Source organism: Bacillus cereus group sp. MG1, from assembly GCF_040460035.1.
In the GTDB taxonomy this organism is placed as follows: domain Bacteria; phylum Bacillota; class Bacilli; order Bacillales; family Bacillaceae_G; genus Bacillus_A; species Bacillus_A cereus.
Genome location: NZ_JARVGY010000001.1, coordinates 3138966 through 3159968, shown reverse-complemented (window position 1 = coordinate 3159968; position 21003 = coordinate 3138966). Strand labels below are relative to the sequence as shown.

Here is a 21003-nt window from a genome sequence, read left to right as displayed (position 1 = left end):
CCTCCTTTTACATCCCTAAGAGCTTTTTTAACATTGCATTCTCCGCTTCTAATCGTTTCATTTTAGCTTCTGGATCTTCTGGATTGTTTTTTGGTCTACCTATACCTGGACCTTTCGTTTTACCACGTTTTTCTTCTAGTCCTTTGATACCTTCAGCTTCAAAGTGTTTCACCCAACGTCTTACTACCGAGTGATCAATTCCTAATTCTTTAGCAACCGTTTTGTATCCCATTCCTTCTTTCAAGTATAAATTTACTGCTTTTTTCTTAAATTCTATATCATAAGTTACTCTAATTTTGCCCATAGAAAAATCCCCTCCATAGTAAACAGATTAATGTGCTTTCTTTTTACTGTCTACTATAAGGGGATCATATCACACAGCAGGGCGCTTTCTTCATACATATATTATCCAGCTTTGCCTCCTAGACCCTCATGTCTAAGAACCTTCCGCACGAGAAGATAAAAAGCATCTTCTGTGCGAAAGAACCTTAGCCAACGGGTCTGAACAGTCGGCTCCGCATTTCTATTTAACCAATAGAACCTTCCATCTCGACTATGTATAAAAGAACAGAACGTAAAAAACCGCATTAAATCAACATTTTTGAAGTTTAATGTAATTTGTTTTTTGATGTTTTTCTTTATTTATTTTACAAAACGGTATCACAAATGGTATCACGAAAAAAATTTTAAAACAAAAGAGCACAGCGTGTATAAGTAGTGCTACCAACACTCTTATACCGTCCGCCTACTCTAATTAGGCAAACACTTGCTGTACTCTTACGCACTATTTTACAGTACGTAAGGGCTCCTTAGCAACAGTTTGCTTACACTTGGCATTCTGTTGCTTTTTTGTTTACAAAAAGGAGACATATAATATGGAAAGAAAACGTATCGATGTTATCGCAACTAAAGAATCCTTCCACAACTTATCATCATTCAAAGATGTGGAAGAACTAAACAAAACTATACGTACATACAGAGATAATATCCGTATGTCTATTAAGCGTACGGATGTACAATCTAAACTCATTACATTACTTGAAATTTTAAAACGCCACAGTTGCAAATATGTAGGTGTTAGTTTCCTTTGCAAAAATAGAATAGCTGAAAAGATGGAAGTATCCTATAAAACTGTACAACGTTTAATGAAAAAGCTTGTGGATCTAGAGATGATTAAACAAGTAGCAATGAAACGTAAAAAAGATATGCTTCAAACATCTAACGCTATTATTATCAAACCAATTGTGGAAGAAGTGTCCAACAAGGTAGATGCAAAAAGTCCTACAAAGTGTCCTACCATTAAAACAAAACCTGTTTCCTTAAAACAAAATATAAAAGATATAAACAAACGTAATAGTAATGAGAATAGCAATACTCCTGAAGAGAACATTAAAGAAGCTGATTTCATTGCTCACTGGGTACCAGAACGTTTTGTTTCTTTAGTTAACTCTTTTTACAGTGAATCTAAAACAATTCAAGAACTGTGGAAGGTTGTAAGACAGTGTAATAAAATTGTTAACCATACAACAGGAGATAAAGCATTTAATAAGGACCAAGAGCTTACTATTGGCTTAAAAGCTATTAAAGAGTTTGTTATGAAAATTAAATCTGGGGTGAAAATGAAAAAAGGTAAATTTGCTTATTTCAACGGGATTGTAAACAACTTAATGGATAAGTTTTATTTTGATCGTGAGTTTATGAGTATATAAAAACACCCAGTTCTAATAACTAGGTGTTGCGGTTTTTAAAATATACATAGCATGAATTTTATTTTACCGTTTTCCTTATATAACTTTATTCCGACTCTTTTAAAGTAATGGGCTCATTTTCATTTATAAGCCCCTCTTTCACAACAACAGAATCTTCTTTTGGAGAATAGTATTCATAAATTTCATTTCGAACAGAATTACTTATGTTTTCATTCTCTTTCAGAAATTGTTTGGCATTGTCTCTACCCTGTCCAAGACGTTCTTCTTGATACGAGTACCATGCCCCACTTTTCTGAACAATATCTAAATCTACACCAATATCAATAAGCTCTCCCTCTAAGGAGATTCCTTCTCCGTATAAGATGTCAAAGTCAATGTTTTTAAATGGTGGAGCAACTTTATTTTTTACTACTTTCACTTTTGTTTTATTCCCTAAAACGTCACTCTCTTTTCCTTTCAACTGTTCTCCTCTACGTACATCTAGTCGAATTGTTGAATAGAATTTTAACGCCCTACCACCTGGTGTTGTCTCAGGACTCCCAAAAGAAACACCAACTTTTTCTCTGATTTGATTTAAAAATATTGCTACAACTCCATTTTTGGATATTGCTCCTGATATTTTTCTCATTGCCTGCCCCATCAATCTAGCCTGCAATCCCACATGTGAATCTCCCATGTCCCCATCAATTTCCGCTTTCGGGACTAAAGCAGCTACAGAATCTATCACAATGATATCTACAGCCCCACTTCTAACTAGAGCTTCTGCAATCTCTAGTGCTTGCTCTCCTGTATCTGGTTGTGACATGAGCAGTTCATCAATATTCACACCTAATTTCTGTGCATAACTAGGGTCAAGGGCATGCTCTGCATCAATAAATGCCGCTGTTCCACCTTCTTTTTGCGCTTCTGCAATTGCATGTAATGCTATAGTTGTCTTACCTGAAGATTCAGGACCAAAGATTTCAGTAATGCGTCCTTTTGGATATCCACCAACCCCTAAAGCATTATCTAATCCAACAGAACCACTTGATACGACAGATACTTTTTGATTAGGTCGCTCACCCAGTTTCATAATAGCCCCTGTACCAAATTCTTTTACGATTTTCTTCAGAGCCTCTTCTAATGCTTTCTCTTTTCCTTTAGTTGTATTTTCAGTTGCTGCCATATGAATTACCCCTTCCAAGAACATTTGTTTGTATCTGAATTGTAGAACAATCGTTCTGTTTTGTCAATGAATGAGAAACTAACATTTACATTTGTTACATGAAATTGGTATGATTTAGGTATTATTTCAAGGAGGGGGTTTCATGAGTTATGATACTGTAGCATCGCTACAACGTATGCAACAATTAGAACAAGCTCAGGCTGCATCTGGAAAACGTTTAGTGTTACAAAGAGATCATAAGAAAGATAATTTATTAGCCGTACTTGCTATTGTATTCGCTATTCCAACGTTCAGTTTTTCTCTTATACTATTTGCTATTTATTACATAGTTAAATCTCTTACATCTAAAACATATTTAGTTAAAAACGTTGCTACTGGTGAGAAATTCAGAGTGGATAAACAAGACTTCAAACAGTATAAGAAGAATTTTAAGAAGAAAGAAAAACAAGTAAGAAGAATATCTGATTTGTAATAAAAAAATCCCCCTCTAAATATAGAAGGGGATTTTTAAAAATATATGTTGGAGAACTCTTTTTTGATAACACTACATCACCTAAGCAACAATGCAGTAGAAAAATTAGAACAAACAGTGCGCTATCAAAAAACAACATGTAAAATATACAATATTTAAATGTAGAATGTCAATATACTCTTATTTAATTTCTACATAATAAGAACTAGCTGTAATATAGAATACGCTACCTCTACTATTCTTTACTTTATATTGTGAAGAGCCATTTACAGATACTTTATCAAGGATTGTAAATCCTAATCCTTCATCCACAGTTCCTGCTACATCCCTATCTAACCAGGAAGGTTTTGAATAGAATCGTAAGTCATTCACTTTAGAAACAACACGTTTACCTTCCACAGATGAAGATTCCTCTTTATAGCGAATGTATGATGAATCGTTATAAATCCACTGATTTCCTCCAAGATTCAACCAGTTTCCTACTTTACCCCAGACTTTATATGATTCACCTTTTTGCAATTTACGAATAACACTATTTGTTGTGGAGGGACCAGAACGAAGGTTTACATTGTATCCATCAATATACGCTACTCCCACTTCATTAATAACACCAGGTACTTCATTTGGTTGCTGTGGTTTCGCTTCAACTGAAATAGAATCTCCATTATATGCTTTTAATACATCAGCACGGAATTTTGATTCCGATACACCATGACTGCGAAGATAGTCAATTGGATCTTCATGATCTGTGCCACCAAGCTTATACGTAATGTCTTTATGCGTCCACAATCCAATGGATGGATGGATATTTCTATCTTTTAAAATTTTAGCAAGTAACTTTACATATCTTTCATATGATTTTTTAAATTTAATAGAGTCACTAGTTTCAGAGAGCTCTACATGAACAAATCGCTTATTGGCCGCTGGTCCTGCTCCCCATGCTTGATACTTAGTAGAAGCAATTTGAATTGTTTCATCCCAATCCGTTGCATAATGTACAAATGCAGAACGCCATGTTCTTGCTTCATAGTTTCGGATATTAATAGCAGGCGCTTCAGGAGTTGCTGTAGAATGTGCTACTACACCTTCATACGCTCCATATCCATTGCGATATTCAACTTTAGGTAACCCTGGAATAATCATTTCTCGATCAGCAAAGACACTACCTGTTGAAGTGAATGCAATGATAGCTGCAGTAGAAATTGAGGCTAATAATTTAATAGATTTTTTCATTTGTCGTCACCATTCCCCATAATTTTTTGTTTAATGTCTGATACATCCTTTGCAAGTGAACCAAATGCTTTTGCTTGTTCTTCGATGACTGCCTGGTTTTTTTCGATTACTTTTTGTTACTGTTCTTCACGCTGTTCATTCTTTTTTTGCGTAGTAAAAAGCATCCACACAAATAACGCTGCGAATGCTCCTTGTTGAATCATTGAATTAAAAATCTGTTCCTCCACTGTTCTCATCTCCTTTTTAACAAAATAAAAAAGCCTGCCTATGCACGCTTAATCTGTAATATCTAAATTAAAAAGTTAATTGCAATATGAATGACATTTCCATTTTGAACACCATTCAAGAAAATTCCACCATCACTTTTAACTGTAACTTCACAAGCAGTTGGTCCATTGCCATATGCAAGTGCTGGGAAAGCAATACTTTGTACAGGGCGAAATCCAGCCGGAAGGGTGGCAAATACTGCTGTATTTGCTAGATATTTAACTGATCCAATGACAGATATTTGTTCCCCACTTCTCTTGTACTTCAAAATTCTATCAGGAACATTCTCTACCCCAGTTGTAGGAAGGGTACTCCAACCTGTATCTGTTGCTTGTTTGATAGTACCATCTGGCTTGATTTCAACTCGCTTTGACCAATCCCAATTATCACTTTGCTCTTCTATAGAAGGAGCAATAACAAGTTGTCCTTGTGCGCCTTTATGAAGAACTGTTTTATACGAACGGCTACCGATTACAATAGCATTATCAGTATTAAAATAGGTCGTTCCCGTATACGAACCACCTGTTTTAGGTACAATCTCTTTCTCTAATACCAAACGAGACCACTCAGACCACTTACCACTGTTATTTAATCGAATATATGTCTCATTCAAATTCCCTAGCAATGTAGCTCTTTGAACAAACGCTAAACTTGTAGCTGTTTCTACAGATACAAACCATGTGTATACAGAATTATTCGGTGCATTTTTGAGTTGACTTCCTACATAGAATCCCGATTTTACAATTGTATTCAAATCTGTATTTGCAGCCAGATCAATGGATGTTCCATCATCGTCTGTAATCTTCCACAGTTGATACTTTTGCCCTGTAACTGCTGCTGTTAATTCATTTATGCGTTTATTTGCTTCATCAATTTGCTTTTGATATCCTTTAACCATTTCAAGAGCTTTATCAAACTCAGAAATATAGTTTTCGATTTTAATATTTCCTTCTTTCACATCACGTCTTAATGCAATACGAATGTCTGGTGTACTCATTCGTTCTGTACTTTTTTCCATAACAAAATAAGCTGTCCAATCATCCGATGTAGAAACAGCTTGAGATGTAAACGTGTATGAAAACACACCATTCTTTGCATCAACTATTTGAGCATCATCTCGAATGAATACTCCTGTATGATTTGTTGCTTCATATTTAACCGCATATCCTGTTAAATCCACCTTCTCCCCTTTTTCTCTTACGTACACCGTAAGCCTCAATCCATTCTTGTCATTCTGCCGAGAACGAATTGTTTTTGTAAACACAGGATCTGCTAAATCTATCATAATTTCCTCATTTCGCATAACTACACCTCTTTCTAGCTACTCCTTTTCACGTGTCTAGGCGGTCTTCTTTGACGTTTTACTTTGTTCCTATGCTTTATATTCCCTTTAGGTTTTAATGGCTCTAATTCTTCCACTCTAGCATCGGTTTTTGTCACATATTCTTGAAATGCGCTTGTCAATTGTGAAAGCATCCCATATAAACCCACACCATTTTCCTCTGATTCTTTTGGAATAACTAAACCATAATGTGTAGGAATTGCATCTGTAGTAATTGTCGGCTCTCCTTCTTTACGATTCATACGCATCTCATACAGTTTCGGAATATCCGTTTTCAGATTATACTGTTTAATATCCCAAGCCATTACAGTTTCCAATACACTACGTGTAATTGATCTAATATTGGTTTTATAGGTTTCTTTAGAAGAAACTTTGAAGTCCGAAGCAATTACGCCTTGATAATATGTCCCAAGAGCGGTTTTCACTTGAATATAGCCATTTTCCCAACTCGAATTCCGTATCATCGCACTTGGGAGCATAATGTCTGTATCTCCTCCAGATGAAGTCCCAATACTTGCAATCCAATTATTATTCCGATAAAAGCGGAACTGATCTTTGACTTTAAACCTCATTTCACTTTGAGCACCTAAGACAATCATTTTATCAGCGTCAAGCATTGCATTCCCTGTTTGTGAAAAGTATAAAGAAGCTGCATTCAAGTATCCATTGCCATCGAGTCCTTTTGTAATTCCAATTCCACCAGACTTCACACTTGCATCTGAGAATTGATACAACATAATAGCACCGTTTGCACCTGTTTGATCTGAGTCACCACCTAGAATAAAAGTAGGCTGTATTTCATTTCTGCTATTTTTGTAATACCCAATAAAGGCTCTTACTTTCGAGGACTCATAGAGACGAATAAATTGTTTAGAGATATTTACAAAATTAGCCGAATTAGATGTTTTCAAAGTTGATCCTGTTATTTCTCCACCTTGCACTAGATTTCCACTGAGCGTTCCCGCCGTAATAAAATCCGCAACAATCCTTCCATCATTTGTGATTGCTGTTCCGTACGGTCCATTCACCCCTGTGGAAGAATACCCTAATCCATTCAAATTCCATTGCCAAACCTTTTTAGCACTCTTTTCATCTTTCGTATCCATAATTAAAATACGATCTGGATAAATACGTACATGTCCTCCGAATCCTGAATTAATAAGGCTTGTAGCATTTGCTTTTGCTGCATCCAAAATAGAGCCTGGCATATTGGATAACTCTTCTTGTACCAGATCAACCCTACCGGAAACGTCCGTAAAGGATTCTTTGAAGTTACCAATGGTTATATCCAGATACTCTTTTTTTATTGGATCATATTTATAAGCAATTACCTTCGCCTTTATATCAATACCATCTTCTTGATGCTCAACCGTAACCGTATCTGCCATATAAACACTTTGTAAGTGCTTATAATCCTTATACTCTTCCGTTTGTGATAACTCCTGAAACTTAACGTTATAATTTGCTTTAGGCTGATCAACCTTTTGAATAGCAAACATATCCTTAGCTGCCTGGCGTAATAACCTATATGCTTCTTCTAACGGAACTGCATCTTCATCGTCAGCATTTTCCCCAATAGCTGCTTTAATATGTTTAAATTCAACCACTTTAATTTTAGGATGAGGATACTTATTTATAATTGGGCTATCCACATACTTTTCAGGAAGAAATAACCCATCAAAACCTTGTGGCATGATTCTCGTTATGGGACTTTTCCAATCCACATTACCTTCATATCCTAATAAATCTTTCTTATGGCGAATCACTACTCCACGATCCATACCGCGATTTAGTAGCATCTTCACATCAAAATTATCTCGTTTTAATTCGCCACCCCAACGATTAACAAATGAATTATCTTGACTAGAATCCAATAATGCTTCCACAGGATTTTTACGGACAATACGTGCACTGGCTATCTTTGGTACATCTGAATAAAACTGAAAAGGATGCTTGTATTGGCATCCTGCTGACATACGATTCATAGCTCCATTACCATTTGTTGTTTCAGCAAAAATGTCTTCAATTAGATTTTCTGTTAAGTCATAAAAAATGTGATAACATTGCGCTGTAATCTCACCCATACTGACCTTAGGAGCCGCCACTCGAAATAGTTGTTCACCATCCGGAGTTGGAACTTTAATGATACTCATTCCCTCTATTTCCAGACCACGCGGCGCAAACAATGGATAACTAAATGAAAATAAAAATAAACCATTGAGTTCTTCCTCAACAGTTGCGTTATAAATATTTTTATCTAAAGCCCCTATACCATTGTGTGTAAAATCAGTCTCATTTGGTTTATATAAAGTAATCATTTATATCTCCACCTAGGTCGAATTTCCATGAATTGAATTGCTCCTGACCACTCTATTGTATTTTCTCCTACGTTAAATATAGGGAACTGCCCAACCATTTTATTATTCATTGATATGGTATCGGTATATGCTTCAAGTATTTCTGAGTCTATGACAACAGAACCATTCACATCTTTTATTTGAAAAGAGACATCATTGATTGTTATACGGAAAGTACCATTTCCCACAATCCAAAACTTAGGATCAGATTCAATTGTACCTGGATTATAAATTACACCAGGTTTGGTGAGCTTTAGATTTACATCCTCTGTATATTCAAAGGGATCTAGCTTAAAATCCACTTCAAATTCACCGTGTTCTTCAATTTCATTTACAATATCACCTACTACAACATGTTTAATTTTTCGATACACATCATCATCAGTAAAATATAATGTCTTTCCATTCATCAACCAAGCCTTCATACGTCGCACTAACGGCTTAATATTCTCTTCTTCAAGCATATTGAACTTTATTTTTAAAGGGACGTCTTTAAACGCCCCTTTTTTTGTCAGTGAACCATGTCTACCAGACACTTCAATATGCTCTACTTCTTGTTCTGCTGTAGGAATAACAGGGCGTCCTACTATACATATTCCGTATTCACTTGCCAACTGATTATCGATACCTATGTCTAGCAATTTAAGTCCTCCCTATTCCTATTTTTGAATTACGCCCTTTTTGAGCAAGTGCATCATCTATTTTTCCGACCATGCGGTCGATATCACGATCATCCCTCACTGAAGGATTATAAATATTAATTACAGTTGGTTCAGTAGACATTGTCGCTGCAATCCCTTCACCAATCTCACCCAATGTCTTTTTGTTCAACGGTAAAACTGCTTCATTTCCAGCTTCTCCTGCACCTTGCAACTGACCATTACTCATACCGAAAATAGTAGGTCTAGTAAAGATACCGCCTTTTGCACGCCATTGTATACCAATACCAGATGGATAAGTAATGTCTTTACCCAAAACGTTTTTCGTACTAGTTTCTAAGCTAAAATGTGGCATTTTAGGCATTTCCGGTTTCGGGATTTTTAATGACAAATTATTAAAAAACCCTTTGATTTTATCTATGAATCCTTGCACCTTGTCTACAGCATCTTTTATCGGATCAATGATAAATCTCTTTGCTGCATCAAATTTCTCTTGAGCTGCATTTTTAACTGCGTCAAACTTCTCTCGTGCTGTGTTGTACATATCATTGAACTTCTCTTTTGCAGAATTATAAGCTGAAATAACTGGTTCAATAATATATTTATAAACTAAATTCCATGCCGTAAGTGTGTAAGATTGGATTTTAGCCCAATTACCTAGTATCCAATTCGCTAAATCATTCAATTTTTCTTTCGTTGCATTCCACAATTCCTGAACAGGCTGAATGACATATTGTTTTACTAGATTCCACGCTGCGGAAGTATATGATTTCACTGTCTCCCACTGTGAATTTAACCAAGAAACAAGCGTACCGATCTGTTCTTTAACCCAGTTCCATGCTTCTTGAACAGGTTGAGTAATATATTGTTTAAATAAGCCCCAAGCAACTTGTGCAGCAGCCTTGGCAATTTCCCACTGCGTACTAAGCCATGTGACCAATTCACCAATTTGTGTACTTACCCAATCATACGCTTCTTGAATTGGTTGAATAATATATTGAGATATGGCCGCCCAAGCAATTTGCGCTCCCGCTTGTATTAATAACCATCCAGCCTCAAGAACTGTAGAAATCAAAGAAATAATCGGATCTAAAACTGTAAGCATTGTATTCCAAGTTTCTTGCCAAGCCTGAGTCAATGTACTCCATAATTCAGACGCCGTTTCAACAATACCGGTCCACAATTCACTGAAAAATTCACCTAAAGGAGACAATATACTATCTGCTAATTCAATGAATGAAGACCACGATTCTGAAAAATAATCAGTAATACCGGTCCAAATTTCCGATGCCGTATCAGAAATTCCAGTCCATAGATCAGCAAAAAATTGACCGACGGGTTCAAAGAACTCATTTGCCATATTTAAAAAATCTGACCAGGCTCCAGAAAAGTAATCAACTGTGGATGACCAAGCATCTTCACAAGTTTGAACTATGCTACCCCACAATTCACCAAACCAATCTTTAAATTCCGACCATTTTTTTGAAAGCCAATCGGTTATTTCTCCCCAGTTTTTTACGGCCCAAATAACACCTGCAATTACAGCTGAAAGACCAATAATCCCCAATATAACAGGTCCTAACGCTAGGTTTAAAGCACCAACCGCAAGAGATAATACACCGATCGCAGCTCCGATAGCTGTAATAGTAATTGTTAAGCCTGCTCCAATGGCAACAAAGTTCCGTATCGGCTCTGGTAACTTAGAAAACCATTCAGCAAAATCTGATATTCCTTTTGCAGCTTTCGGAAGAACATCTGCAGCTAAATCAGCAAGTTGTTTTCCTAAAGGTTCAAGTGCTGTTTGAGTTTCCCTTAAAGTACTTTGAAACTTTTGTCCAAGTGATTCTTCTTGAAGCTTTTTCATTTCATCCATACGACCGTTTACATCGCCTATTGCATTTTTAACATCACCCATGCTCAAAATCGCTTCTTTCCCTTGTCCTTCCCACAAAGTGCGCATTAAGGTTTGTCCAATTGTATTCCGCTTAACTTGATCGTCCATACCTTGCAAGTCTGTTATTACTGATTTAAAGACATCCGAAGCTGATGCTTTACCATTTTTGAAATCCTTAAATAATCCTTGAGATTTTTCACTAAGTTCACCAAAGGCTTCACCAATATCTTTACCGCCGTATAATAACTGATTATTGAACTCAAGCATCCCGTCATTTAATCGGTCCAAGTTGTAGGATCCATTTTGAGTCCCAGCAATGAGCATACCAAACATATCTTGAGCACTAAACTGCATCTCTTTAAAGGTAGGCGAATATTCAGCTAAGTTATCAAACATTTCATCCGAGTAATTTAAACCTTCTTGCATCCCATATGCAAGTAAATCAAATGTTTCTTTTGAGCCTAGGCCAAATTGAGTCATTACTTGACCTGCACCACGCGTTGCTTCTCGCACATCAACATCAAACAAACTTGCAATTGTTAAAATATCCTCAGACACCGTTTGTAGCTCTCCATGTGGAACATCTCTCATATTTTGATAAACTTGAATTAAAGCTTGATCTACCTCTTCAAGATTTTCACCAAAGCCTTTTTTCCAAGTCTCTACAGCAATTTTTTGAAGGTTCTCAGCGCCTTTTGCTGATAAACCTAATGATGCTTGAATTTTCCTTTGTGATTTATCAAAATCTATCGCTATACCTACAGTCGCTTTACCAAGTTCAATCAGTTTTTCTGACATCCCCTGTAGCATCTGAGTGGCTTCCATCATGTTATGCAAATCTAATTTCTTACCTAGTTGTTCCATACCAGCTGCAGCTTGATCTCCACTCTGGCCAACACTATGCAACGAGTTTTCAAATTGCTTTAATGTAGTTTTTGCTTGATTTAGTTTCGTTTCAAGCTGCTGTACTTCTTTAGAATTTTCACCATATACTTTTTTAGTTGCACTCAATTGACGTTCGAGATTATCAACAACTCTCCCAGTCATTTCTGTTTGTTGACTTAACTGTCTTTGGGCTAGACCTAACTTATCAGCTTCACTAGCGTTTGCTCCTAATTCAGCATTTTGTAGTTTAAAAGCACTAGTCAATCGCTTTTGTTCAGCTTCTAAACCTTTTTCACTTTGCTGTAAAGAATCTAAATCACCTTTTGCTTTTCTGGACTCCGTTGCCTGTTGTGAAAGACCTTCATTCGTAGTTTTTAACGAATTCTCGAATTGTTTTAACGTTGTTTTAGCTTGGTTCAAACTCGTTTCAAGTTGTTTCACTTCTGTAGAATTCTCACCATATGCACTTTTTGCTGCACTTAATTGTTGTTCTAAATTTTGTACAACCTTCTCCGTCATATCCATTTGCTGACGTAACTGTTTTTGCGCTAATTCCAACTTATCTGACTCACTAGCATTTCGCCCCAACTCAGCTGTCTGAAGCTTAAAGGCACTCGCTAATTGTTTTTGTTCTACTTCAAGTTTTTTTGCATTCTCTTGTAAATCAACTAACTTCCCTCGAGCTTCCCTGGCTTCAATTGCTTGCTCGGAAAGACCTTCATTCACTCTTTTCATTGCATTATCAAGAGAAGTTTCAGCACGTTCTGCATCTAGCAATTTACCGTACATTTTATTGAGCTGTTCAGCGGTTGTACTTGTGTCCTTGGACATCGCTTGATATTCAGAACGCAACATAGCTGTACGTTTCTTGGCTGCTTCCATTTGAATTTCAAGCTTCTTCTTTTCAGCAAGGAGTTTATCAGTCATCGTCGCATCTTGGCCCATTGCTGCAATATGATTTTTATATTCTTTCGCTGCATTATTCATAACCATATTGATTTGTTTCAATGTATTTGCATACTGAACTTGACCATCCATTTTAAAATTAAGGACGACGTTTCTTTCTTTACTATTCCCTGGCATTTTCTCACCTCATTTCTTATAAGAATGGTGTTTGATCTAACGTGTAGATTTGTTTGGGTTTCTGCTCATGTAATGCATCCGGATTGTTATATCTAAGATGCATAATGAATTGTTTTAAAAAATGTGCCGGTGTGATTTTCCAAAAGTCATCCATACTTAAACCAAGCAACGTATTACCGACATAAAAATAAAAATCCCAGTCCAATTCGGACTGAGATTCCTCGTTTTTAGTCAGTATATTTTTTACTTTTTTTCTTGCTTCAGCTTCTCCATATCAGAATTCTGGAAAGTTTGGCCGCTGAAAATTTCGTATACAACAATGAAGATGTCAGGTAAATCATTCATAGGAATGGCACCTTTAATTTCATCTAATGTACATTCCGTACCACCACTACGTACCATCGCATAAATTAATGCACGCATCAATTTCGCTTCATTTTCCCCCAGGCTAAATTGACCTTTAGCTAACATATCATTCATTTCTTTTTCAAATTCATGATAAGGTGTTCCAAATGCTTCTTCCACATAAGGAAAAGATTCAAAAGTGAAAATAACAGGGATTGAGACACCCTGTATCTTAATGCTATTCCTAGTTATATTAACGTTAACTAAATCACTTAAACGTGCCATACTATCACTCCTTATTTCCCTGGTGTCGATGTTCCACCAAGTTGTGTTAATTGAGATTCATCACAAATGACTTGTTTTAAGAAATCTTCAGCTTTAATTCCTTTTGCCTCTGGATCACCAGTATCTAATTCAGCTTGTGTTACATCATTAAATAACAATGGATCTGCTGTAATTGTGTAAGCAATGTCATCCACAGTCATTTCATCACCTTGTGTTTTCCAAGATTCCTCTACTGGAGCAACTGTACATTTTGGGTACCAACGTAATATTTTTGTTCCATCATTTAAAGGGAATACAACACCTACTGCAAACTTTGGATACGCCTTTGCCTTCGCTGTTTCAAAAGACACGCCCTTTTTACGTATTTTGGCAAAGATTTTATCTTTTACTTCACGATTTAGACCAGCAAGATTAAAAGCTAATCCAAACGCTGTATTTTTGACAATGTTAATAATTTTTTTGTTAGATGCCCACTTTGTAAAATTAGTAGAAGTAGTGGAAATCGTTAAATCAGAAATGTTCGTTTGTCTATAAACGATATCCTCATAAGTTGGTAGTGCACTAGAAGTTTCATTTCCCTTCATCAAGCACAGATATAAATCTTCAATCCCTACCGAATATTGAATTTCTTTATTTTCAACTGTCATGTATATCATCCTCACATTCTATCCATTATTTTTTGTGCCATAATATCAGCAATTTTGTCACCTTCTGCATCAAAGGTATTCTGAACAAAGTGTTTTCCTTTCACACGTCCCTTACCATTTGCTTTTTTATGGCCATGTTCAACTAAGTACCAATACCAAGCTTCATCTTTAAATTCCACAGATACACGATCATCTTTCACAACAACCTTTAGGCTATCCCTTAAATGTGTCCGCTTGTTTTTACTGGATGCTTTAATTTTTGGTTTTAATTTACTCGCAAAATACTTCGCTGCTTCATCCAATACATGCAGTTCGACCTTTTTATTCACACGTAATAGCGTATTGATATCTTCTAAAGCTTCAGCAAAACCATTGTTATTTGAAGCCATTATTGGACACACCTCACATACGTTATAAACTGCGTGATAGTGTCGTCGTTCTCGTCATAATCCATTCCATCAAATTGAGAATAAGACACGCCTGCTTCGTTAAAAACAACCTTTAACGGCTCATAATCTTTTTCAGTTCCATTTGTGATAACTGCAATTTGATAAAGTGGCATATCCTTTATAACTTTATTAGAAGCTCTTTTCTGTTGCTCATTCACAAATTCATACACAATGTAAGGATAATTTGCTTTTGTGGGTGCACTATCACGATAAACTGGAATGCCTGACTTCTTCATAATGTCTCGTAACTCTTGAAAACTAATTTGCATAAGACAGTGACACCTCCATCAATCGGTCTTCTTCTTTTACGTAAATACGCTCAATATCATAAATACGGCCGCCAACTTTTACACGATAATCCTTTTGATTGTTTTCAATCTCCCGATCAATACGAACTTCAATTTTCTTTACAATTTCATTCATATCTTTTGTCGTGAATTTATCAGTGGCTGTAACTCCAATATTGTTATATCGAATTTTCCGTTCTAATGGATATCCCATAACAGGACGGTCTGTTTCTGGATCAATGGTCTCCCCTAGTTTAAGTAGCTCACCCATCCATTTGAGTTTATTCGTCTTCCTCTTCGGCATCATAAACCTCCTGGACAAAGAATGGTGTCAAAGCATCAAGTGCTTGTTCTAATTCCTTTTCTGATACACGATATTCATAAAAAATACCCGCGCACATAATGACCAGGTATTTCACTTCTCTTCCACATGCTTTTTTTACATATCGTTGACCTTGCTCAATATAAAAAGAGAGCAAAGAATCATCCATGCCCTCTTCCCAATGAATATGAGATTTTAATTTCTCAATTAATTCATCCATATTAAGCTCCAGTAGAAGCTTTTACTTCATAACGATAAACAGTTGGTTCAAATGGTGAATAGATTAGTTGAGCATCAAGTAATGAATACAACTTAAATCCTACTCGGTTTGTATTAGTGAATAATTCTCTTAATACTTCTAATTCTAATGAACCAGTAACATCTTGAATTTTGAATGAAGAGAAGTCACCAAAATAGAAAACAGGTGTATCTTCTTGTCCTTCTTTACTGATTTCTTCCTCTTCTTCCACCAGATAGCCTAACAATTTATAATCACAACCATCTTGAGCTTGTTCTAAAGGTTTTAATAATGGGAAACCATCTTTAGTTTTCATCTTCTCAATTTTTGTAATCGCTGCTGTATTAAGCACCCAACGGGCTTTTTTACGAACAACTTTTGGCACACTATTTTTCATTGAAACAAGTTGATCATATAATTCAACATCTTCTGCTGTCGGTTTATATTCTACTGCTTTTTTAGCTAGTGCCCCTGGATTGACATTATCAGTTTCGTCGCCATGAACCATATAACGGACTTCTTTACGAACATAAGCTTTCTTTAATTCATCCATGACAATTTGTTCAATTGGTAAACCTGATTGTTTTAATAATTTTTTCGTTACAGTTGCTAATGCATCAAATTCTGTAGGTTCAAGGTATACTTCATCGAATTCAATGTCTGTTTCAGGGATTGGATTTGAACCTGTACGTTCTTTCTTATGACCTTGCGCTGTAGCCTTCTTAACTAGAATTGGATATTTCATATTACCAGTTGTTTTTACACCTTGGCCAAGTCGACGCAAGAAGTTTTCTTCTTGAGCATAAGTAATAATTTCACTAGCAATGACTTCTGGAACTGTAACTGAGCCATTACCTGCTTCGATACCTAATGCACGTGCTTCCATTTCTGAAATATTACCAACAACAAAGTTAGCAAAAGCTGAACGTATTTCTTTTTCCTTCGCTTTATTTGATTTTGCATTACGAGTAGATAATGCCGATTTAATAGCTGCCATTGCTGCTTGACGTTGTTCCGGACTTACACCTGCATTCCCTTCTGGGTTTCCAGATCTTCCTTCTCCACCTTCTCCAGATCCGGATGAGCCCTCATCTCCAGAAGAACCATCTTCATCACCTTCACCAGAACCATCATCTTCAAGGTTAGCTAAAGCATCAGCAACTTCTTGTAATTGCTTGTTAATTTCATCGATTTCTTCTTGAATTGCTGGTAAGTCTTCAGCACGTAATTCAGGATTCTCAACCTGTGTACGTAATTCCACTAATCTTTCATTGCTTCGTTTTTGTAATGCTAATAATAATTGTTTGTTCATTTTACTTTTCCCCCAAGATTTGATTTATTTGTTTAATCATTTTCATTCGTTGTTCTATTTCTTTACCAATCTCTTTACTGCGAACTAAAGATACCTCCGTATCATCATAAGCAGGTATTGAAACAACCGATATTTCATAAAGTTCTACTTCTTTAATGGTCCTTAATGCTGGTTCAACACTGTAATCCCAATTCTCTTCTGTTATCCAAAATCCAAATGAGCACTGGTTAATATCTCCCCTAGACATACTTTCAGCTAAATCTCGACCAACAGATGTATTAGGTAATTCAATTTCGAATTTAAGTCCTTTTTCATCCTCTTCTAGTCTCAATGTGCCGCTTTTTGTTCTACCCAGGACATTATCCCAATTGTGATTGAATAACGCTCTAATATCACTATTCTCAGAAAGAGAACGAGCAAATGCACCAGGTTCAATAACTTCATCAAACCAGCCACCAATAGTTGTCTTTGAATTAAATACGGCTGCATAACCAGTTATCTTGGAAGGTTGTTCTTCCGTAGCATCCCTGGTACTTAATTTGGTGATGTCAAATGTCCGTGTTTCCTTTGTCTTTGCCATTTCCATCACCTCCCTTCAGTGAATCATCTGTAGCTTGTTTCTCACCAATTTTTGATAAGTCGTTTGAAATATAAATCGCTTGTGACTCAGGTGTATTTTGCATAGGGAATCCAAGCATATCCGCAACATTATCTGGTGAAGTAATACCAGTTCGAACAATATTGTAAGCAATGTTTGTTTTCATGCTATAAGTAACAAAATCAAGGATATTTATCTTGAATTTAATACGTTTATCCGAATTTTTCCCGAAAAAAAGAAGACTCAAATGGTCTTCAAAGTTTTTCATTATCGGTCTAACTGCCTTGTTATGCAAATACATCATTGCTTGCTCAAGGTCTTCCTTAATCAAGGCCGTATATGTGTCCACATTTACGCCTAAAAACTTACCTAAATCCTTTTTGTATACATTTAGATATGCTAAGGTCTTTTCATCGTCTAGCGGGCTTTTAAGCGTCTCTATTGAATATCCTTTTCCGAGTGGAATCATTTTAACTGACCTTGCATCATCGATGGATTCCAGTTGGTCTAAAATCTTTTTAATTAATTTGGACTGTGTACCGTTCTGTGGATTAATATGCGCATCTAACTTAAGTAAAAATGCTAGTAATCCACCTTTTTTATACTTGTCAGTTAAAGTTTTCTCGGCTGACATAACACCTTCGAGTGTATCTTTACCCAGATCAAGAATACCTTTTCCTTTTAGATGATCAGCACCAATATTTTTCACATGACGAATCATGAATGATGGAATTTCTTCTCCGTTTACTTTAAAATGTTCTATCAATTTATCATCCAATTCTGTATAAACATTAGATGCTAAATGTAATCGATCACCATCCAACACTGGGAAGACCTCACCTTGAAGCAAATAAGTATTAGTCATTAATTTAATGAACTCAGACTGTGTAAGATAATTGTTTGGATTTTTTAAAACTTTAAGAGCTGAATCATTTTTAATTTCCTTACCGTCTTTGTCTTCCACAATAATCTCAGCCAACATCATCTGATTACTTATATCTTGTAGCAATTCATAAACATCACTAGATTCCAAGATATGATCATCACCTGCATATCTACCACCATAACGAACAACGTTATTGAAAATATCTTCAAACAAACCGCGCTTTTCAGCCTGTCTAATTAAAAAATTTGAAAACCTATCCCTTAAACCCAATTTCTCACCGCCTTTCAATTAACGAACGTTAAAAGGATCCTAAACAAGTTTTCGTTCGCATTTTAACTCCATTTTTTCTTTGGCCAAAATTTTATAGTTCGTATTTATCTATAAATATCATCTAAATATTCATCGTACTCTTCATCTGGAATAGTATCTTCCATCATATTCAATGTTTCTTTATGACCAATCAACATGGCCACAAACCCATCTATATGCTCCGGTGATTTACGTTTAGATGGTGTTTTTAAATTATTAATGTTTGTAATTATTTTCGCATTACTTGCACAAAAAATAAGTAAAGGATTATCTGTTTTAATTCGATCCTGAAGTAATAATATTTCAAAGTCATCAAACGGTTCATTCATATGAGTTGGATACTGTGGAACTTCTACACATTGAATCCCTAGCATTTCCCACTTTTCAACGAGTTTTTCAGCAAGTGCTGGGTCATAGTTTATTTGACGTAAATCAAATTTCTCGAATACCCATTCCACATACTGATTTACCATTTCTTCATCAACTGTTTTTCCAGGACAAATTGTCACAAATTCTTTTTCAGCTAACGCCCGATAAGGAACATTTCTCTGCTGCTCTTTATCTTCAATTCCAAACTCCGGAATAAAGTACATTTGCTTAACGATTAATATCGTATTTCCTTCATCATCGTATGTTGGAATATTTATTGATACACAAGTTAAATCCGTGCGTCTTGATAAGTCCACACCGACAACACAAGTTAATCCTTCAATATCACCTAAATAGTCCACAAGCATTTTATCCAGTTGGTCTTTATCGAAATATGTTTCGGCATAATTAACGAATACATCCAAATGCTTTGATAAGAATTCCGCCTTATTAAAGCTATTGTTTTGAGCTTCTTTAAATGCATTCTCAAGAAACTCCATGTTAACCGATACATCCATATTTGGATTAACCATTCGCCAAACGTCACGGTCTGTCCAATCAAACTTTTTGTTCGGCTCATAGATCATCATGAACCAGGAATCATCTTTATCATCCTTCAAAACTTCTTTTGCATAGGTATAAATTTGGGTTCCAAGTGAACCTGTATTCTTTCCTGCTGTGGAAGTGATGATGTTGAGTGGTTCTTCTTGAGCAATTTGTGCTGAACGTAAGTTATCGTATTGTTCACGGTCCATTTGAGCATGAACTTCATCAAAATAATTAATATATGGGTTTTTACCTTCGTTCCCAGCGTTATCTTTTGTAAGAACCTTAATTACATTTGCATATTTAATATCATCTTCCACAAATGTATATTTAATTGACTTAATCGTATCCTCTTTACCTTTGTAGATACGTGTATCTGGACGTAAATCAGGACTATTTTCAATCGTTAAAGCAATTGGCCCTGCTGCATTTTGACATTGTTCAAAAGTATTAGCGGAAATATAACAATCAGCACCTTTTACACCTTCTCCGTACATCGCATAAATGACTGGTGAACCGCCCATAATTGTTTTTCCGTTTTTCTTTGGAACCTGCAAATAAGCCGTACGAATTACTCGCACCGCTTTACCATCTTCATTATATTTTTGCCATCCATAAATGTTAGCAAAGTAAAACTTTTGCCAGGACTCTAAAATTAATGGCTGCCCTGCCCATTTTCCTTTTGCATGTTTTAAGAATGTTTCAGTGAAATAAATCATTGCATTTGCTTTTTCAACATCAAACCAAATATCTTTTCGCTTCTTCCATTTCTTATATCGTTTGATTGCTAATTTAATAGAATCAGGATATAAGTGTGGGGCTGCATCTACTTCCGAAACGAATATATCAGCATAATTTGTTTCAAAATCAATCATCTGTTTAACCTCTGCCTAAATTGCAATAATTTGTTGTTATCAGTAGGCTCGGTGGATTCTTTCTCCGCTTTTCCTTTTTCGAGAAGAACCCCACTTTTTTTAAGTAATTCTTTGTTCTTTCCGTCCAGTCCTAATTGCCCCAAATACTTCGCTTTTTGTTTGGACCAAACTTCTACTTGCTGAGCTAACGGATGCTTTGATTCCTTCACATCACCATTTACATTCTTTGTTTTTTGGACTGTTGGAAAGTTTGAATTCTTCCACAATCCATATTTGACGCTGTATATCTCAACTGCATCAAGATAAACTTCAATCAATGGATCAAGCGCTGGCGAATAAGTTCCGGCTTCAACCAAAACATTCATAATACGCTGCGCTTCTAATTCTTTTTTCTTTTCAGCTTCAATTACGACCTTCGATTTTCTGGCCATTCCTTAAATCACCACCTAAAAAAACGAATTTTTTTCAA

General features: G+C 35.9%; 21 protein-coding genes and 1 pseudogene. 2 read left to right on the top strand and 20 right to left on the bottom strand.

The window, feature by feature from the left end; translation table 11 throughout:
- Nucleotides 1-7 precede the first annotated feature (7 nt).
- The gene (locus tag QCI79_RS16430) at nt 8-304 is read right to left on the bottom strand and encodes a transposase (protein WP_000516529.1); all 297 of its coding nucleotides are present in this window, start codon (nt 302-304) and stop codon (nt 8-10) included.
- Between the two features lie 571 nt (nt 305-875).
- Between QCI79_RS16430 and QCI79_RS16425 the strand changes: the two genes are divergently transcribed.
- Nucleotides 876-1709 (top strand): hypothetical protein, encoded by an 834-nt coding sequence (locus QCI79_RS16425; RefSeq protein WP_021728001.1) that lies wholly within the window; start codon nt 876-878, stop codon nt 1707-1709.
- 85 nt (nt 1710-1794) lie between these two features.
- Here the strand turns inward: QCI79_RS16425 and recA are convergent, their stop codons facing one another.
- Nucleotides 1795-2874 carry a recombinase RecA gene (recA, locus tag QCI79_RS16420; RefSeq protein ID WP_021728000.1) on the bottom strand — a complete coding sequence of 360 codons (1080 nt, stop codon included), beginning with the start codon at nt 2872-2874 and terminating at the stop codon, nt 1795-1797.
- A 142-nt stretch (nt 2875-3016) separates the two neighbouring features.
- Between recA and QCI79_RS16415 the strand changes: the two genes are divergently transcribed.
- The gene (locus QCI79_RS16415; protein WP_021727999.1) at nt 3017-3346 is read left to right on the top strand and encodes a hypothetical protein; all 330 of its coding nucleotides are present in this window, start codon (nt 3017-3019) and stop codon (nt 3344-3346) included.
- A gap of 180 nt (nt 3347-3526) precedes the next feature.
- Here the strand turns inward: QCI79_RS16415 and QCI79_RS16410 are convergent, their stop codons facing one another.
- The 18 genes and pseudogenes from QCI79_RS16410 to QCI79_RS16325 form a co-directional block, all read right to left on the bottom strand.
- A complete protein-coding gene (locus tag QCI79_RS16410; RefSeq protein ID WP_042991587.1) occupies nt 3527-4579 on the bottom strand; it encodes an N-acetylmuramoyl-L-alanine amidase in 1053 nt (350 codons plus the stop codon).
- A pseudogene (locus QCI79_RS16405) lies at nt 4576-4806 on the bottom strand (BhlA/UviB family holin-like peptide). Before QCI79_RS16405 ends, QCI79_RS16410 begins: the two are co-directional and overlap by 4 nt.
- A gap of 62 nt (nt 4807-4868) precedes the next feature.
- Entirely contained in the window at nt 4869-6149 is a 1281-nt protein-coding gene (locus QCI79_RS16400; RefSeq protein WP_021728058.1) for a BppU family phage baseplate upper protein, read from the bottom strand.
- Nucleotides 6150-6163: 14 nt separating this feature from the next.
- On the bottom strand, nt 6164-8506 hold the full coding sequence (locus QCI79_RS16395) for a phage tail spike protein (protein ID WP_021728057.1): 2343 nt from the start codon (nt 8504-8506) through the stop codon (nt 6164-6166).
- Nucleotides 8503-9186, bottom strand: a complete 684-nt coding sequence (locus tag QCI79_RS16390; RefSeq protein ID WP_021728056.1) for a phage tail domain-containing protein — start codon at nt 9184-9186, stop codon at nt 8503-8505. The genes QCI79_RS16395 and QCI79_RS16390 overlap by 4 nt, the downstream gene beginning before the upstream one ends.
- Before the next feature lies 1 nt (nt 9187).
- Nucleotides 9188-13066: a phage tail tape measure protein gene (locus tag QCI79_RS16385; protein WP_042991588.1), complete on the bottom strand. Its 3879-nt coding sequence runs from the start codon at nt 13064-13066 to the stop codon at nt 9188-9190.
- 16 nt (nt 13067-13082) lie between these two features.
- Nucleotides 13083-13271: a hypothetical protein gene (locus QCI79_RS16380; RefSeq protein WP_006927278.1), complete on the bottom strand. Its 189-nt coding sequence runs from the start codon at nt 13269-13271 to the stop codon at nt 13083-13085.
- Between the two features lie 38 nt (nt 13272-13309).
- Nucleotides 13310-13696, bottom strand: a complete 387-nt coding sequence (locus tag QCI79_RS16375) for a hypothetical protein (protein WP_000113340.1) — start codon at nt 13694-13696, stop codon at nt 13310-13312.
- 11 nt (nt 13697-13707) lie between these two features.
- Nucleotides 13708-14343, bottom strand: a complete 636-nt coding sequence (locus QCI79_RS16370) for a major tail protein (protein WP_042991589.1) — start codon at nt 14341-14343, stop codon at nt 13708-13710.
- Nucleotides 14344-14354: 11 nt separating this feature from the next.
- The gene (locus tag QCI79_RS16365; RefSeq protein ID WP_021727769.1) at nt 14355-14732 is read right to left on the bottom strand and encodes an HK97-gp10 family putative phage morphogenesis protein; all 378 of its coding nucleotides are present in this window, start codon (nt 14730-14732) and stop codon (nt 14355-14357) included.
- On the bottom strand, nt 14732-15061 hold the full coding sequence (locus QCI79_RS16360; protein ID WP_021727768.1) for a hypothetical protein: 330 nt from the start codon (nt 15059-15061) through the stop codon (nt 14732-14734). The genes QCI79_RS16365 and QCI79_RS16360 overlap by 1 nt, the downstream gene beginning before the upstream one ends.
- Nucleotides 15051-15383, bottom strand: coding sequence for a hypothetical protein (locus QCI79_RS16355; RefSeq protein ID WP_001126094.1), 333 nt, complete (start codon nt 15381-15383; stop codon nt 15051-15053). Before QCI79_RS16355 ends, QCI79_RS16360 begins: the two co-directional genes overlap by 11 nt.
- Nucleotides 15361-15621 (bottom strand): head-tail connector protein, encoded by a 261-nt coding sequence (locus tag QCI79_RS16350; RefSeq protein WP_000343863.1) that lies wholly within the window; start codon nt 15619-15621, stop codon nt 15361-15363. Before QCI79_RS16350 ends, QCI79_RS16355 begins: the two co-directional genes overlap by 23 nt.
- Before the next feature lies 1 nt (nt 15622).
- Nucleotides 15623-16951, bottom strand: coding sequence for a phage major capsid protein (locus tag QCI79_RS16345; protein WP_021727767.1), 1329 nt, complete (start codon nt 16949-16951; stop codon nt 15623-15625).
- Between the two features lies 1 nt (nt 16952).
- Nucleotides 16953-17531, bottom strand: a complete 579-nt coding sequence (locus QCI79_RS16340; RefSeq protein ID WP_001140506.1) for an HK97 family phage prohead protease — start codon at nt 17529-17531, stop codon at nt 16953-16955.
- The gene (locus tag QCI79_RS16335; protein ID WP_021727766.1) at nt 17500-18705 is read right to left on the bottom strand and encodes a phage portal protein; all 1206 of its coding nucleotides are present in this window, start codon (nt 18703-18705) and stop codon (nt 17500-17502) included. Before QCI79_RS16335 ends, QCI79_RS16340 begins: the two co-directional genes overlap by 32 nt.
- Nucleotides 18706-18809: 104 nt before the next feature.
- Nucleotides 18810-20534, bottom strand: a complete 1725-nt coding sequence (locus QCI79_RS16330; RefSeq protein ID WP_021727765.1) for a terminase large subunit — start codon at nt 20532-20534, stop codon at nt 18810-18812.
- Nucleotides 20531-20965, bottom strand: coding sequence for a P27 family phage terminase small subunit (locus QCI79_RS16325; protein WP_021727764.1), 435 nt, complete (start codon nt 20963-20965; stop codon nt 20531-20533). Before QCI79_RS16325 ends, QCI79_RS16330 begins: the two co-directional genes overlap by 4 nt.
- Nucleotides 20966-21003 lie beyond the last annotated feature (38 nt).